The 17,241-nt window shown below is 49.5% G+C and carries 8 protein-coding genes; 5 read left to right on the plus strand and 3 right to left on the minus strand.

Annotated features, from left to right (window positions below; all coding sequences use genetic code 11):
* Positions 1 to 65 precede the first annotated feature (65 nt).
* The gene (locus tag ACJJIN_RS21375) at positions 66 to 899 is read right to left on the minus strand and encodes a restriction endonuclease (protein ID WP_444896122.1); all 834 of its coding nucleotides are present in this window, start codon (positions 897 to 899) and stop codon (positions 66 to 68) included.
* 292 nt (positions 900 to 1,191) lie between these two features.
* Here ACJJIN_RS21375 and ACJJIN_RS21380 point away from each other — a divergent pair, with 292 nt between their 5' ends.
* The 5 genes from ACJJIN_RS21380 to drmC are packed head-to-tail and all read left to right on the plus strand — an operon-like array spanning position 1,192 to position 8,816.
* A complete protein-coding gene (locus ACJJIN_RS21380; protein WP_444896123.1) occupies positions 1,192 to 1,407 on the plus strand; it encodes a helix-turn-helix domain-containing protein in 216 nt (71 codons plus the stop codon).
* Entirely contained in the window at positions 1,404 to 2,651 is a 1,248-nt protein-coding gene (locus ACJJIN_RS21385) for a DNA cytosine methyltransferase (RefSeq protein WP_444896124.1), read from the plus strand. Before ACJJIN_RS21380 ends, ACJJIN_RS21385 begins: the two co-directional genes overlap by 4 nt.
* Complete coding sequence (gene drmA / locus ACJJIN_RS21390) at positions 2,644 to 6,102, plus strand: DISARM system helicase DrmA (RefSeq protein ID WP_444896125.1); 3,459 nt, start codon at positions 2,644 to 2,646, stop codon at positions 6,100 to 6,102. The genes ACJJIN_RS21385 and drmA overlap by 8 nt, the downstream gene beginning before the upstream one ends.
* 5 nt (positions 6,103 to 6,107) lie before the next feature.
* Positions 6,108 to 7,985 (plus strand): DrmB family protein, encoded by a 1,878-nt coding sequence (gene drmB, locus ACJJIN_RS21395; protein WP_444896126.1) that lies wholly within the window; start codon positions 6,108 to 6,110, stop codon positions 7,983 to 7,985.
* A 12-nt stretch (positions 7,986 to 7,997) separates the two neighbouring features.
* Complete coding sequence (gene drmC, locus ACJJIN_RS21400) at positions 7,998 to 8,816, plus strand: DISARM system phospholipase D-like protein DrmC (RefSeq protein ID WP_444896127.1); 819 nt, start codon at positions 7,998 to 8,000, stop codon at positions 8,814 to 8,816.
* On the opposite strand, the gene ACJJIN_RS21405 is transcribed toward drmC, so the two are convergent.
* The gene (locus tag ACJJIN_RS21405; protein WP_444896128.1) at positions 8,813 to 12,769 is read right to left on the minus strand and encodes an Eco57I restriction-modification methylase domain-containing protein; all 3,957 of its coding nucleotides are present in this window, start codon (positions 12,767 to 12,769) and stop codon (positions 8,813 to 8,815) included. The genes drmC and ACJJIN_RS21405 overlap by 4 nt on opposite strands.
* Positions 12,769 to 15,837: a DISARM system SNF2-like helicase DrmD gene (drmD, locus tag ACJJIN_RS21410; protein WP_444896129.1), complete on the minus strand. Its 3,069-nt coding sequence runs from the start codon at positions 15,835 to 15,837 to the stop codon at positions 12,769 to 12,771. The genes ACJJIN_RS21405 and drmD overlap by 1 nt, the downstream gene beginning before the upstream one ends.
* Positions 15,838 to 17,241: the final 1,404 nt, after the last annotated feature.

Genomic DNA, 17,241 nt, shown 5'->3' on the forward strand with positions numbered 1-17,241 from the left:
AGGATCGATAAAGGGTTTAGCAGTTTCCATAGGTTTAAGAATTGCAGTAATGGATTAGATTTCATTTAGTCCACCGGCCAATAAACACGTACCAGAGGTATTAGTGCCCGGCCTTCCAAATCGAAGCTTTCATAGTGGCTGACGATTAAATCGGCCAAGTCATCGAGATCTACCAGGGTGAGGGGGAAGGTGGAGCGGTCGGCTTCGTAGCGGGCTTCGCGGGTGAATCCGCCGGTGCTGACGAATAGGCCGGAATCTCCTTCCCGCAGGGCGCCGATAAAGCCGCGTATGGCGGGGGCACCCATGGAGCCATTGCGATGTTTTACTTCGGCTTTAATACGCGGCTGGGTAAGGCCCAGGCCGTCCGGTGAGGCGATCACATCCACACCGCGATCCGGGCCCTTGGGGGATACCTTGGCCTTAAAGCCCATTGCGCGCAGTATTGCCGCAACCAATTCGTCCATTTCTTCGGGCAGCAGTGCGGCGATCTTGTCTTTGATTAACTCATGGCTCTGGGCCACGGTTTCGTCTTTGAGTTGTGCGCTATCAGTTTCTGCGGCTTCGTCTCCTTGGGGCGTTACCGTACGGCCTTCAAATATGGTTAAGAAGGCCTCTATGGTTTCCTGGCTTAGGGAGAAGAGGGTGAGGGTGGAGCCGAGAGAGTTTTTGGCTTTTTGAGAGAGCTGATCGCGAAACTTCAGGATCATGGTCAAGGCATTGGCATTGACCGAGGGTTTATCATTGCCGTAAATCTTGATGTATTCGTCTCGCAAACTCTCGGTGCTTGAATACTGGCTAAGGTCTTCCAGCTGCGACCAACCCACTGCGGCAAAGCCTTTCTCGAAGTCTTCACTGTAAATACCACCGCGCCCAACGCGGATCATCCAGCTTTTGGGCATTATTTCTTCTCCCTATTAGAGGATCAGAGTGGAATAAATACTATCAGTCAGAATGCGATATTAAGCTGGCATTTTACTATTGTTTAATTTTATAAGAGCGGCTTCAGTTAATGATTCTAGTTGTTATCTATTGATCGTTGTTACTCTTGAATTATGACTGTATGTGGGGCTATGAAGTTTGTTGAGCTTTAAGAAAGTAACAGTACCGTATTTGATGGGTCTGTATAATCATGTAATATAACCTCCTGGAGATCAAAATGGTCATTAAGAGCTTAATTGGGGTAGTTTGTTTATGGTTAAGTGTCATCTTTCTAAGATAATGGGGGAGAAAAAACTAAAAATTTCAGATGTATCCAGAGAAACAGGAATAAATAGGGGCACTTTAGCAAGGATGTATCACGAAACATTCGTGCGGGTAGACTTAGAAACCATAGATATACTGTGTAATTATTTATCCTTATCTATAGGCGAGCTTCTTGAATACCAGAAAAGCGAGAATAGCAAGTGAGCCGTAAGCCGATAAAGAGCATGATTTCGCTTTTCAGTGGCGCAGGGGGCTTAGATCTCGGGCTGAAAGCTTCTGGATTTGTCAATAAGCTCTGTGTTGAAATTGATCCTATGGCACAGCAAACTCTTGCGCTAAATCATCCTAAGTGGAACCTGGCCTCCCCTGGTGACATTCACCTTTTGACACCAACTGAACTCTTAAAACAAGCGGGTCTAAAAGCTCGTGAACTCACTCTGCTTGCTGGCGGCCCACCATGCCAGCCTTTTTCAAAGTCAGGATACTGGTTTTCAGGTGATACGGATAGGTTGACTGATCCTCGGGCAAAAACTCTAAAAGCCTATTTGGATATTGTTCGTGAGGCTCTACCAGAAGTAATATTGCTTGAAAATGTTAAAGGCATCACTTACTCCAATAAAGATGAAGGTTTACAGTTTTTAGTGGGTGAGTTAAATAGAATAAATAAAATAAAAAGAACGAAGTATAAGCCTTGTGTTGTTGCTCTCAATTGCGCAGATTACGGTGTTCCTCAGCTCAGGGAACGTATATTTATTATTGCAAGTAGAGAAGGTAAGCTCTTCGACTTGCCTGCACCAAGCCATTCTTGCCCTGGGAAACATCAGAAAAAGGGCCAAGCTTACGTAACTGCGTGGGATGCGATTGGCGATTTGGATGTTGATACTTGGCTGGATGAGGTTAAACCCACGGGCAAATGGGCTGACCTTTTGCCCACGATTCCTGAAGGCCAAAATTATCTTTGGCATACTGAGAAAATGGGTGGGCTTCCCTTATTTGGCTGGAGAACCCGTTTTTGGTCGTTTCTGCTGAAGCTTGCGAAAGACAAACCAAGCTGGACTATTCAGGCTCAGCCTGGCCCAGCAACAGGGCCTTTCCACTGGAAAGGAAGACTGCTTTCTGTTCGTGAACTCGCCCGCTTGCAAACCTTTCCGGATAACTATCAGTTTGCTGGTGACCGACGTGCTGCACAGATGCAGATTGGTAATGCGGTCCCTCCTGCAATTGGAGAATTATTTGGTTTGGAAATTCGCCGTCAGTTTTTTGGTGAACGAGTGCGTAAAAAGTTGAAACTAATTCCTGAAAAACGAAATGACTGCCCTTCATCAGAAATACCAAAAGCAGTCCCTAAAAAGTACTTGCCATTAAGTGGCGCTCACGATGCTCACCCTGGAACAGGGAAAGGACCAGGAGCACAAAAACGTGAACAGAAGGAACAAGCCAATGCTTGATAGCAGTAAGCGAGAGTCGCGCTCACGAATTCTTGAGGTTCTCGAGCGTGAGTTAATGGGGCCAACTACAGTTGATGAATCGGTAAATGAATTTCCGACTACTCGATATATTGTTGGTCGTTTAGCCCCGCTGAATAGTGAAATTCCCCAACATGAGAAGGACCCTATCCCTGGTGCAAGCAGAGGTGATGATGACGATGGGGAAGATGATCCACAAGCACCTCTTATCGTAGGCTTTAGCCCTTCATCTATGGGGCTGTCTTTTCTGGTCTCTCAGGAAACCAAAACCATCAATGCCAATGCTGCCTGGGGCGACTATCGCCGTGAAAAAGACACGTCTGGAGGTGATACTTATTGGCAACGCTATCAACGGTCTGTTTTAGTAGAGGGCATACCGGTTGATAAAATTGGCAAGCTGAGTTCGATTCCCTTATCAAAATCCAATGCGCCCGAGCCAGTTACTATTACTCCGGATGGCTTTAGACGACCAGGAGAAGATGGCGACGGAGATGACCAGGTATTTCTGGAAGGTGTTGTTCACCATATTGATGGTGCCAAGGCGGTCAGTTTATTTCTGGTAAACCGCCGACCTAAAGGTGACGATGCAGACAAAGCAAAAGATCAACAATGGTTAATGCAACCAAAACTTCAGGTGTTTGGGGCTGACAAAGGGCCGATCTTCATCGCTAAAGATTTCGAGAAAGACATATCCAAAGACCCTGAAATTGCGACAGCCAATTTGCTCTATCGGGATGCTAAAGAATTCGCTACTGGGCATGGGGTCGCGGCAGGATGGGATGGCCTGAACGTCACCCGTGACCGCGCCAGCCTATTATTTACAGATTTCATTCCGAACTTCGAAGTACCAAGCCTGATAGCCCAAAGTGGCGCGATTTCCGGTCTTAACTTGGATATGCTGGAGCTAAGCAAATGCACAACGCCCAATGATCTGTTCCAAGCTATCGAACCAATGGTGTTGTCCTATGAGAAATGGGTAGCCGATAGAAAAGCGGAAACGCAGAATGCACCCTTTAACTCGACTCCAGAAAATATTGATACGTCTAAGGTGCTTATTGAGTCCTGCGAAGATGCCGCCCGAAGAATGCGAGAAGGGCTGGAACTCATCCGAGATGAAAAAAATGCGTTTGAGGCATTTTTGTTTTCCAATCACGTTATGTGGGATCAGCGGATTTACGCTATTTGGGCAGGAAGAAACCGTGATAAGGGTGAAATCGTAGGCACGCCGTCAGACTTCGACAAGCCTACCAACCGCACTTGGCGTCCGTTCCAGATGGGCTTCATCTTGCTCAACATCGCAAGTATGATGAACAAGCCCAAAGCCGGAGAGAAAGTCGCGGCTGACCGAAAACTCGTTGACCTACTTTGGTTCCCAACAGGTGGTGGTAAGACGGAGGCCTATCTCGGGCTTGCCGCATTTACACTGGCCCATCGGCGCTTGCGTGGCGATGTTAACGGTCTGGACTCCAGTGCTGGTGTTGCCATCATCATGCGCTATACCTTGCGCCTTCTTACAGTTCAGCAGTTTCAACGAGCCACGGCACTGATCTGCGCCTGTGAATTGGTACGCAAGAAAAACCCTGAAAAGTGGGGAACAGAGAAATTTAAAATTGGCTTATGGGTCGGCCAGCCGACCTCACCAAATAACTCTAAAGACTCGAAAGACGCACTGGAAAAACTAGATAGTGGGAAACGCCCAAAGAAGGATACTGGAAGCCCAGTCCAACTGGTCTCATGTCCTCGTTGCGGTACCTCACTGACAACTCCCAAAGGGACGCCAGAGAACCAAACCTATGATTTCGATAATGAACGTTTGAGAACTTTGATTCGATGCCCTAATCCAAAGTGTGAATTTTGTGCGAGAAAGTCTGACGAAACAGGCAAAGGAATTGGAGATGGTTTACCAGTCGTTGTTGTCGATGACGAAATCTACCGCGAGCGTCCCTCTCTGGTCATTGCTACCGTGGACAAATTTGCCCGTATGCCTTTCAAGGGTGAGACTCAATCACTCTTCGGCTTACGAGACAGGTACAGCCCAACCTACGGGCATCTAACTTCCGGGCATGGTGAAAAGCTAAATCAGCGCATCGTCAAAGACGATCAGCCAGCACGCCGACTGGTGCCGCCAGAATTGATTATTCAAGACGAATTACACCTGATCTCTGGCCCACTGGGTACTATGGTCGGCCTATACGAGACTGCGGTAGATTTTCTAACTCGGGTGGAGGTTGAAACCGGAGTAACGATACCGGCAAAAATCATTGCGTCTACAGCGACTATCCGACGAGCCCGCGAGCAAATTCGTCAACTGTACAACCGTGATTTGGCCATTTTCCCGCCCAGTGGCCTGTCTTCCAAAGATTCCTTTTTTGCCAAAGAGCAGGAAATTATAGAGGATGATGACAGAACAGCCGGTCGCCTCTATGTCGGATTGAATGCCCCAGGCTCCAGTACCAAAACCTTGTTGGTGCGTGTTTATGCGGCACTGTTGGCAGCGGGTGAGGCTGAAATTACGCATGACCATGAAGCCGCAGATCCTTATGCAACAGTTGTTGGCTACTTCAACAGTCTTCGCGCACTGGGGGGGGCTCGTCGTCTGGTGGAAGACGACATTAAGAAGCGTCTGCGTTACTTATCTCGGCAGCGAGGTTTCCCACAACGCTACATTTATGATCCCGATGAGCTGACTAGTCGGCTGGATTCCTGGCGTATCCCTGGCTTGTTAAAGCGCTTGGACAACAAGTTCCCGCGCGAGCAGGGCAAGCAATATCCGGTCGATGTGCTGCTGGCCACCAATATGATATCAGTGGGTGTAGACATTGACCGCTTAGGTCTCATGGTCGTCACTGGCCAGCCTAAAAGTACCGCTGAATACATTCAGGCGACCAGTCGTGTAGGTCGTAAATACCCCGGTTTGGTTATCACTATGTATAACTGGCTGGGTGCACGTGACCTTTCTCATTACGAGCACTTCCGAGGCTACCATGCAGCGCTTTATCGTTACGTGGAAGCCATCAGTGTTACGCCTTTTTCGTCTCGAGCATTAGATCGCGGTTTACGCGGCGTCTTTGCGGCCATGCAGCGTCTGGGTGGCCAGAACATGGCGAGAGAAATGCAAGCTCGGAATTTTGATCCTGCCTTGCCTGCTACGGGTCTAATGATCACTGACATCACAGTGCGGGCCGCAGACTTGGTGGGTAAGAAAAACGCCAAACTGGTTAACGATCGCCTGATGTCCAGCCGTGATGATTGGGCGCATTATGCCGATGATCTGCTGCGCTACTCCTGGCTGAAAGGCGGCGAGCGCCCACCAAACAATGCTCGGGTTTTGCTGAAAACTTCGGGTACTGATAACGAAGGCCAATGGTCTACCCCCGGATCTCTGCGGGAAGTTGAGCCAACAGCGGCATTTTACTTGAATGATGAGGAGTAACACGGATGTCGAGTAAAAGAGCAATTGGCGACGTTCGTCCCAGTCAGGTTATCACCACATTTGGCCCCGGTGCGATTGTAGATTTACAAACTTTATCCGTGATCGTCTCAGGTATCGATGGATGGCATCCTCAGGAAGAGTTAGTTATTCGTGAGCCTCGATTAGAGCGCGCCCTTAGGGTAAATCGCTTCTTTCAGGCTGAGCCTGCTAGCGGAGGATTCGGTTTCAAGAAAGGAACCGTGCCAGCAAGTGTTTTCCCTCGTTACCAAGTATGCAGCAATCTAGATTGTGCAACTTTATCTGAGTACAGAGGGTTAAAATACGGATACCCATCATCAGAAGATAGAACTGAAAAGTTGAAGAAAGAATACGGTGGTGACCCCGACTATAGCCACCTATGCCGATTCAACGAGATTACTCAAGAAATGGAATGCAAGGCACCAAATTGCAAAGGCCGGGGCAAGTTCCGTGCACCCACTATTCCAGCACCTTTTGTTGTGGCTTGCCCGAGCGGACATATTGATGACTTCCCCTGGCGTGCCTATGTGCACCGCGATGCCGATACCAACTGCAAAAAGCGTATGCGGCTGGTCTATTCCGGCACCACGGGATCAGTGTCCGATATTTGGATCTACTGTGCTTGCGATGCCAAACGCAGCGTAAGTGATGCCTTTGGAGAAAACCGCAGCCTTGCTTTGGGTGAGTGTACCCGTAAGCGCCCTTGGCTGGGGATAAAAAATGAAGATCCACACGAGTGTAAACACGCGGGTCGGCTACGGGCGATTCAACGCGGTGCTACAAACGGCTGGTTCCCCTTGGTGCGCAGCGCTTTATCGATTAAAGAGGCGGCCAGCCTGATAGGCCAAGCGCTGAAGAAATGCCCCCAGCATCAGGTGGAAAAGATCGACTCTCAGGAAAAACTACAAACACTGTTGGATATGGAAATGTTCCCTGCGCTGGCAGAGTTTAAAGCCGAAGATATTTGGCAGACCCTGTTAAAAGAGCGTGGCGAAATAGAAACCGATGAGATTGACCTGCGCCTGCCGGAGTGGAACGCCTTCCGCGATATTGAAGGTAGCAACCAAGGAGATCAGTCCGATTTCTTTCTTGAGGTCGGCGAAGTCCCTGACTTCCTTGCCGATAAAGTTGAGCGCATCGTGTTAGCGCGCAAACTTCTGGAAGTACGCGCACTTACCAGCTTTACCCGCATCGATTACGCGTCTGGCATGGATGATGACGGTATGGGCGCCTCGCGTGCGCCCATCTATAAAGAGCGGCAGGATTGGTTGCCAGCCGTCGAGGTGCGCGGTGAAGGTATCTTCCTGGAGCTAAAAGAAGAGGCCTTGATCGCATGGGAAGCAGAACCCGCCGTACAAAGGCGCGCCGCCGCCATCGAGCAAAAATACAAAGAATGGGCCGCTGAGCGCGGTGTGGATGCGGATGACTTCCCCGGTGCGCGTTATGTGTTGCTGCACAGTCTGGCCCATGTGCTGATGCGCCAGTTGGCCTTGGATTGCGGTTATTCCGAATCATCCGTGCGCGAACGCATCTACAGCAGTACCGATTCCGAGCGCAAAATGGCGGGCATTTTGTTGTACACAGCCAGCGCGGATTCCGAAGGCAGCTTGGGTGGTCTGGTAGATCTTGGCACCAAAGAGCGTTTCCCGAATCTGATACACAATGCCTTGGAAAACGCCAAACGCTGCTCGTCCGACCCATTGTGTGCCGACCACCAACCCGATGTGCATGCCACTATTAACGGTGCTGCTTGCCACGCCTGTGTGCTGGCACCGGAGACTTCCTGCGAAGCGTTTAACCGCTTTTTGGATCGCAATTTTCTGGTGCCTACCATGGCATACAGCGATATGGCTTACTTCAAGTAACGAGAAGTAGCCATGTCTGCTAACAGGGATAAATCTGCCTATGTTCTGGCACAGGCTGTACGCCAGTTGATGAATGCCGGTGCTTTTGCTGAGGTACTCTCTGGGGTAGAGAGCGGTGTGCTAAGCGCACAGTCAGGTTCCGCCACGGTTGCCAAACTTGCCGCCGGACGCGGTGCGGTACAAAGTGCTCTTTCAAATGTGATCGCCATTTGGGCCAGTGATTTTTCTGCACTCACAAACTCTGCCTTTGCTCTGCAGCTGGCAGCACTGAAAGAGGCGGTGCTGTTAACCGAAGGCGAAGCCACGCAGACCGAAGTGGTCTGGACTGGCCCAAAAGTGGAAGGCTCTTACCTGCGTGCTACCCGCCAGGTGGTGCAGGATATTATCTCTGCCGCTCGGTCAGAACTTTTGGTGGTGGGCTATTGGTTGGCCGGCAAGGAAGATTACGAGGGCATTATTAACGACATCATCGAGTTGATGGCCCATGCCGTTGCGCGTGGTGTAAAGGTCACCATGGTGCTGGACGAAGGCGAAAAAGGCTACGGCAAAAATAATCGCGATACCTTAATTGCCTTGTGGCCTAAAGGGGGTTCCCTGCCCAAACTGCTCACCTGGAAAATCCCTGCAGACGATAAGTACCTTAAGCTACACGCCAAGGTGCTGGTCGCCGACCGGCACGATGCCTTGGTGACCTCAGCCAACCTCACCATGTATGCGCTGGATCGAAATATGGAAATGGGGGTTCGGGCGCAGGGGCAACCCAGTGAGCGGATTGCCGAGCAATTTGAATTGTTGCGGCACAAGGAAGTGCTTGTGCCTTACGATGCTTAGCTTTGTTCTAGCTGATATCTTTCTTTGTTGAGTGAAAGTAGACGGGAAAGAACTTGCTCACGAGTTTCGTCTGGCCAGCGATATCGCCAAGGCTTCTTTTTCCCCTCTGGCACCTCATATTCCTCAAAAAAATCAAATTCTGGTTGAATATCATTCCAGCCATACGCGTCGAAAACGCATCTATCAACTTCGCGAACTAGATTTCTGAGGCTTAGTATTTCCTTTGAAGTGTTCTCAGGTGAGTGAATTCGATTGTAGAATTCCGTAAGGCCAATCGAATTGCTCACCATGTATTGTTTTCGTCGCTCCTCAAGTTCTGATCCAATTTTTAATAGGGCTGAATTTTGTTTCCAGCTTGCTGGGAAGGGGAAGGTCTCAAGGCAATCCTCAACGCTATACCTTAGGTCATCTTTCATCGATGAGCTAAAGAATCTGCTCCACAGATTGTGTATGTTTGATTGAAGCACAGCAAATGAAGCGTGATCTTCTAGTGTTATAACGACAACGGCTTCCGAATAAATCGGTGCTGTAGAGACTAACGCCATAGCCCCCCAAGGACTAACTCTTGATAACGCAATTATGCGATCTTGATTTGCAATTTTGTCTCTAAGTTTTTTCCTTGGTCGCCAAAATCTCCACCAATCCCATTCGGCTAATTCTTTACTTTTTGATTCTCTTTCTGGCCTAACCTTTTCTTCGACAACTTTTAACAAATCAGGCCATTCTTTGGCCTCTTGTAAAGTCATCTCCCCAAAGAAAATTACTTTACGAGCAGGTGTATGATCAGCGGTGTCATTAATTTCCTCTCCGCTCATATAATCGAATATACACTCGCTATTCTTTGGATTTTGTATAATTAACTCATCAGCCAGACGTCTCGGTGAAGAAAGCGGATCCTTGTCATCAAAAAGAAAGCCTTGTCCTTTGATATCGCAACCGACATATCCCAATTCAGAGTTTGAATTTAGTTTGTGTGGATCATCCGAACTTCCTTCATGAAATAAAAATGCCGTGATTTGTCCGACTGGATTACCGTTGAGGTATGCCCTGGAGAAAAGCTCCTTTGTAATACAGATTAGGCTTACAATCACCGCCGCTTTTCCTGGCCATTTAACCCTCTTATCCGCGTAGTAAATTCTACCTCCGTTCTTGCAAATCCAACGAAGGCCGCCTCGCCGTGTATCTCCTTGAGAAATGGTGTTTGTTGATATAAAGCCAAGAGATCCAGTTTTGTTGATCAGATCAAATCCTTTTCTAAAAAAACGAGCTGCTAAATCAGCGTTGCCATTCATCTCCTCAAAACTTGACGTCCAAGTTGCGAAATCTTTGCCAAGCTCAGTGCTTATTCTTTTTCCTCCTAGAAATGGAGGGTTGCCTATTACGCAATCAAACCCAACGTTGGGACGATGAAAGACTTCAGGGAACTCAATTTCCCAAAAGAAAGGTTGAATAGGATTGTCGCCCGTAGTTAGCCTGAAAATAATGTTATTTATTTCTGTCGGCGCTTTATCATCCTTCCCCAAACGCTCCAGCCAGTACCGATTTTCAATCAATTTGGCTTCACGCTGCTTGTTATTGGCGCCATCAAAAAATGCAGCAATCGCTAAGGTCGCCTGTATGCGGATGCTGACAAGAGCTTCTTCGGCAATGCGATTTTCTTTTTCTTTGCTGACAAAGTCGTGGTCTTCAATGTTGTGAATGGCTTCGCGATGTTTCTCTGCTTCTTCGACTTCCTGATCTGGCTGGTTCACAAACAGCGGGCCGAAGTCGGTGCTGACCGGCTTCCAGGTAAAGTTGCGAATCTGTTCAGGCGTTAATCCCACCAGCGAGTTGCCATGCTTGAGCGCATGGTCGACAAACGTAAAGGGGCGATCGGTCGAAAGCGTGGTCAGCCACAGTGAGAGCTTCGCCATCTCCACAGCGAGTCGGTTCATATCCACACCATAAATGCAGCGCTCGGCCACATATCGGCGGGCGAATACAATTCGCTCCTCGCGGGACTCTGGCATCAGGTTTTCGCTGGCCTCACCCTGTGACGGCGTAGCAAAGGGCATGGTTAAAATGGTGTCAGGCTGCTCTGTTGCCATGCGCTCCCAGGCATCCACCAGACGCTCGGCTAAATAACGCGTAGCCTGTACCAAGAATGCACCGGAGCCCATGGCCGGGTCGCACACCTTAAGGGCCAGAATCTCCTGCGGGGATTTGATTAACCTTGGCTCAACCAATAAGCCAGGCTTGCCTGGCTCATTCACATACACCTGATGTTCTAAGGTGCGGCGTACTACTGGCTCAGTCAGTGTTGGCGGCGTGTAGTGAGCTCCGCTGGAACGACGGTCTTGCCCATGGGTAACGTATAGGCCGTCGGGGCGCACGATGCCCAAGGGCTGCAGAAAGCGTTCAACCGGTTTTGCCTGCTCCAGCAGCTCGGCATCATCGGTACCGAGGTTCGCCAGGGATTGTCGCTCTTCGTTGCGCTCCAATACCTTCTTGATGGTGCCTGCTGTTTTGCTGGTGTGCTTGCTAATGGCCTTGATTAACGCCTTTTGATCTAGCCCTGAAAACTCATCAGCGTTAATAGGCTCAGGTTCTTTGATTTTGCTGCCACCTTGCAACATAAGGAGCGTTTGGTTGGTTGGCGCCCTGGCCACGCGGCGATCCAGCAAGCCTTCATACATATGGCCAATTTGTTCAACCGCCAGTGTGCGATAACTCACCAACTGACGCACACCATCGGCTTTGGCATATTTCAGGCTGCGCAGAATATCGCGGATAACCGCGTCTCTGACCTTGGGCGGCTCGGGTATTTCTGTTGGCCATTCGCCATCCTTCGCTCTGCCGTCCAGCAGTGGGTAGCGGTCCGGGCCAAACAGTTGGCCACCGTGAGCGGCAATGCGGATATCCGGGTCTACGCTGCCATCGTGTAACAGCCGGGCGCTTGCTAACAAACGCGCATAGGCGGCATAGGAATGTTTCAGTTTTTCCGGCGCCAGGCGGTGGGTTTCCTCAAGCTCGGTGAGCAAGTGCAATACGCCGTAAGAGCGGTCGTAGGTGACATTACCGTGGGGCAGTAAGCCGTTCTCTTCGGCATAGAGGGTAAACAGTAGGCGCATGATAAAGGCGACGTTGGAATCGAATACTTCTGCTTCGCTGTAACCCTTCAGATATTGGCCGCCCAGTTCGGCATCGGTTCTATCCAGCTCGTGCACCAGAATTTGCAAGGCTTCGCGCACCTGATTACCCAGCTGGTCCGCAACATCCAGCTGGCGCTGGCGGCTCTGTTTAATCAGCTCAAGAATGACTTGATCACGCGGGCCTGCGAAGAAACGTGATTCCCCCAATAAATCCTTAAATGCAGCCAGTGTAATCGGGTCATCGTTCCAGGTTTGAACTGTCCAACTCATCCATGAGGTCGTTTCTGAGGGTGACGCCACAACCAAGCGCCAAGCTTCACCATTGGTAAGCAAGCCAAGTTCAACACCCGTTTCGCGTAAAAGGCGTTCAAACTTAGTGGTGGGGGATGCTTTCCAGCGACCTTTGTCTTGCAGCCAGGGCTTATCCAGTGATTGCTCGCGAGGCACTTCCAGCACCAGCATCACGGCATTGCCTTCATCGATTAATACGCGCGTAGGGCGCAGCACTTCCTGCTGCTCGTGTAGGTTGACCACTCTGTCGGCTGGAATTGCGGCACCCACTTGCCAGTAGTCTTTGTCTTTTAGGCTGAGAAAATCCTCGAGGATAAAGTTAATCCAGGCAGGCTGTCCGTTTCCTTCCACCATGCCCTTGGGCAGATTCCAGATTTCCCGCTGCTTTCTGAATGCCGCAATTTCTGCCTTGTCGAGCGAGCGGAAGTTTCCCGCGTCAGCCAAAACCGGTTCGCTTAACACGACACCGGTAATTTCAACACTGGATAGCCAGCGATGCTGGCGGTTTGCTACACGTTTATTGGCGGCCATTAGTTGCTCCCCTTAGGCAAAATTACCTCCAGAGCAACTGGGTACATTCTTTGGTCTGTCACTTTGTATAAATCTCGCTGGCGTTTTGGCTCAGTCTCACGCTCTTGTTGAAGTTGCTCGAGCCTGCGCTGAAGAGCAAGCAAATCCTGCTCCCTTTGATCTTGTTCTTCTTCATCAAATGAAAATTGCATCTGCATATCTGCAGATCGCTTTTGCCAATCTTTTATAGCGTTACGGATTGCCGTAATGCGCTCTGTGGCCAGGCTCTGAGCATGTTTGCGAGCCACCTCACCACGCTCATTCAGCGTGGCAATCAGTGCTTTGGCCTCTTCTTCGGCGGCGCTCGAAAGCTGTTGCGTAATGGCTTCAATGAGTGGTGCAATCAGCGCTTTCACGCCCTCGGTGCTACCAGCAAAATTCGTCGCATCCTTTGGGCGAACAACACCTTGTGGAACAAGAGCATTGCCCTGAACGGTGAGCGGACAGCGAACCAATCCTTCGTGGAGTCGATTATGTTCTGGCCCCAGCAGTACCAAGCGCCCCCAGGCGATGATGGCCGGTGCAGTAATCTCGGAAGATTCCGTGATGGTCACTCGATTTAATTGGCTTTTGGTTGTTTGCGCTCCCCACATCTGTACGCGGAAGGTGGAAATGGCCCGCCGCATGAGTGGGTGATCGAGGTGAACAATCCCGACGGCATCGTCTTCTCGTGCTTTGTTGCGATTAAATGAAAGACGTTTTTGCAGGTAGTCTGTACTGACGTAGGTTTTGCATTCGGTCCAGGCCGTTGGCACGCGCGTTAATGAAAACTCGTCATCACCCAGGTCCGTGATTGCTTCAGTACAACCTTCTAAACTCAACGCTTGGCGTAGCAGGTCAAGCTGATTGCTTTCAGAAATGTCGAGCGCACTGCGAGCTCGGTTCAACGCTTCGACCATCTGTGCGACGCTTTCATTCTCCCGAGTTTCCAGTGTCATTTCTTCGCGTGCAAGCCGTCTACGAGCGTCGTCATCGATGGAGGCAAGGTTAACGGCTTGTCCCAGTGCCTTCTTTCTTACGTTATCAGCGATTAGGGCGCCAACGCTGCCCAAGTCATTTCGGATGGTTTCGACTTTATCGACGATGTGCTTCAGGAACTCGGAGTCTTCCTGGTTTTTAAACACAAAGTGATGAATGCGGACTTCGTCTGCTTTTTGTCCGTGACGGTCTACCCGGCCGTTGCGCTGCTCAAGGCGGATCGGGTTCCAAGGGATTTCATAATGAATGAGATTCCGACAGTGCTTTTGGAAGTCTGCACCTTCAGAGGCCGCATCCGTAGCGAGCAAGATGCGGATATTGGTTTCGCTGTTTGGCGACTGAAATTCATCGTTGATCACTTGTCGGTCAGAGTCTTTCATGCCGCCAACAATGGTTCTGGTGGCATCCAGGAGTCCATGCTTTTCCAGAACCCGTTCCAGATAATTTAGCGTGTGTTTGTATTCTGTGAAGATGATGACACGCTCACCATTCCATTGATCGCCATCGCGAAGATTTCTATTGATCCACTCAATTAGCGCCGCTGCTTTGCTGTCTTCCTGAATTGAAAAGTGCGATACCTGCTTATCAACAATTTCAAACATACGCTGCAGCATATCCTTCTCATCAGCTGACAGCTCAGAGATTAGCTTAGAGGCGGCACTTGTTGCAGCTTCTAGGTTGTCCTCTTTATCTTCATCATCGCTCCAGTCTTCGGACTCCTTCTGCTCGAAGCTGTTAAACAGCGATTCTCCAATACCAAGCTCACCTTTAATGCCAGCATTTTCTGTGTGAACGATAAGACTCTCCCGTAGAGCCAGTGGTGAGGATAAAGCACGCTTTTTCAGCAGCGTTAGGATGAACTGAAGAGGACGTTCAGAACGCTTGTCGACCGAGGCCAATCGGCTTTCAGTATAAGTGTTCAGTAGATTAAAGAGATTTTGCTCTTCCCCTGGCAGCGTGACATACAGCTGAGGATCTGATTTTTCATCGCGAGGCAGGATCACGCGTTTTGGAAAGCGTGGTGAACCATCGGGGTTGGATATTTCTTGCTTTAGTCGTCGAATGGTAACGGCAGAGAGTTGCGTCTTATCAAGGTCCGTCCCACGCGAAAAACGAAGGTTGTCCAGAATTTCCAGCAGGCCTGTAAAGCTCTCCCGATAGCCGTTATGGGGGGTAGCAGTGAGAAACATCTTGTGTTCGAACTGTTCGGATATCGAACGCAACAGCGAAGTCCGCTCTGAGTCGCGCACATACTGCTTTTTGCCTGATGGCGCTGCGTTGTGGGCCTCGTCTAGAATCAGCAAATTCCAAGGCCGGTTGTTAGGGCTTTCGTCGAGTCGTCTCCGAGTAAACTCATCAAACAACCGACGAGGGTGTTCAGTTTTTAGATAGTCAATCGAAGTCACAAGTCGGGGGAAGCTGGCCCAAGGATTAATACTAGGTCCGTACTCCTTCCGCATTTTAAGCACTGAGTCGCGGTCGATGATCTTGAATTCGAGGCCGAATTTTTCGGCCATCTCATCAACCCATTTTATTTTCAGGTGCGCAGGGCAAACGATCAGAACACGACTTGCTCTGTGGCTATGAATGAGTTCTTGGGTAACCAAGCCTGCCTCGACGGTTTTACCCAAACCAACATCGTCTGCCAGCAAGAGACGAACCCTAGGCATATTGGTCGCGCGGATAACGGGGGCCAGCTGGTACTCCTCCATCTGTACGCCACCACGGAACGGCGCTTGTAGCATGTCGCCAACAGCTAGCGAACTTGCGCCCCACTGAAGGGAGCGGATAAAGGCATCAAAGAGATCGGGAGCGTCGGGGGCTGTAACACTGGGCAGTGAGGTCGACTCAACAACGGCGGGTGCAATTTCTCGCTCCCAAATGACCTGGATGTTCTCGCCAAGCGCGTCATCGCTTAGGCACTCCAGGGAGACTTTGTGTATAGCCTGTTTTGGTTGTGGTCTGGTTTTGTTTACTGCGGTTACTGCCCAAATTTTGTGGCGCAGTTTTACGATTTGGCCCTGCTCGGGTACTGTATCGATCTCTGGCATATTCGTTTAAAGTATATAAATACCCTTGATTATATCGTTGATTTGCAGTAAGGAATACGATAGTCCTGTAATTTGTTGTTTTCGCTAACGAAGCTTTTCAAGCACCCCTCCTTGGATTCATTCATCTACAAGTCACTGATTTTAAGGGTTCTGAGTTCATTGGCTCGGGCTACAAGGGTGAGGCACTGAGAGTATTCGCCCGTTAAGAGAGTATTCGACTCGCAAAGCCCTAGAGGCTGGCGAAGCTTGTAAGCCCCTGACATACAAGGCTTTTAGTTCGATGCATAGGTATAAAAAAGGCCAACATTGCGGTTGGCCTTTTTCGGTTTGGTAGAGATGGCGGGAGTTGAAAAGTAGCTATAACCTATTGATAAATATGGATTAAATATTTTTCATTCTCTAAAACCCGTCAATATACTCGTCCACTAGAGCAAAGTAACCGCCAGCTTGGCGTGTAAGTTACCTAGCTCTGCTGTGCCCCTGGTTGGCCCAATGTGGCATGCGCCGGGAGGCTTCCCGGAACCCTGTACTGACGCAAACAAAACCTTCGCTGATGTCAACAGGAGAGCATTGCTCTTCTTTGTTTTAGTGCCCTGTCCCTGTTTGGCTTGCATAAACCTTTGTGCGCGCTGTCATTGGGGCGCCCCACATGGAGTGGGGCACGGCTTCGGCTAGACTCCCCCGAAGCGCCACCACATAACCACCCCCTGCGTGCGAAGATTTTACCTCTAATGCTATTGGCATTGGAGGAGTATGCAAAGCAGATAGGTGCCCATGAGATTCGTATTATGAAGCCTGTTAACGAGAAGGTACGCGACTATTACTCCAGCAAGGGATTTACTTATAACTCTCATAGTGATTACTGTTGGAAGAGCATTGTATGACCAATCAATAACACCCGCTAAAGGGCACTCTTGAATATGAACAGTGGAGAAAGGAATACGCTAAAAAGCGTGCTGAAGAGCTGTTATCAGGTTCTAAAGATGTGGATCAGACGGGGCTTCTGAGTGGGGGTAAAGATGCAATGTGGGATGATAATCCCGGTGGGAAGCCGGATTTAAAAGACGTTAATAAATAGTTTATGCGATGCGGGATAGCTCATTTTAATAAGGCCAGTTGTATTGGCTGAAGGGCTTGCCATGTAGCTTCATGTAATGGTGTTAGCGGCAGCCTGGAGACATTTGCGGAAATTGTAGAGTGGACTCCCAAAAGTAACTATGAAAAGAATCAATGGCGCAGCACGCTATACCAATAATTTATTGTTGTGGTGCTTGATTAATCGCACACACAATTCAGTTTGATGCCAACTTATGTTTGCAATGCAAAAAACTGTCTGCTAATGAATTTCCATTTACTTACGATAAAGTTGATAAAAGGCTGCTTACTTTTCGTTACTAGGTTGTG

The organism is Microbulbifer maximicatervae (SeqCode) (genome assembly GCF_052467505.1).

Bases quoted from the DNA above. Each gene is read 5' to 3' on its own strand.
- ACJJIN_RS21375 (WP_444896122.1), bottom strand. From the start codon at position 899: ATGCCCAAAAGCTGGATGATCCGCGTTGGGCGCGGTGGTATTTACAGT.
- ACJJIN_RS21380 (WP_444896123.1), top strand. From the start codon at position 1,192: ATGGTTAAGTGTCATCTTTCTAAGATAATGGGGGAGAAAAAACTAAAA.
- drmB (WP_444896126.1), top strand. From the start codon at position 6,108: ATGTCGAGTAAAAGAGCAATTGGCGACGTTCGTCCCAGTCAGGTTATC.
- ACJJIN_RS21405 (WP_444896128.1), bottom strand. From the start codon at position 12,769: ATGGCCGCCAATAAACGTGTAGCAAACCGCCAGCATCGCTGGCTATCC.
- drmA (WP_444896125.1), top strand. From the start codon at position 2,644: ATGCTTGATAGCAGTAAGCGAGAGTCGCGCTCACGAATTCTTGAGGTT.
- drmD (WP_444896129.1), bottom strand. From the start codon at position 15,837: ATGCCAGAGATCGATACAGTACCCGAGCAGGGCCAAATCGTAAAACTG.
- drmC (WP_444896127.1), top strand. From the start codon at position 7,998: ATGTCTGCTAACAGGGATAAATCTGCCTATGTTCTGGCACAGGCTGTA.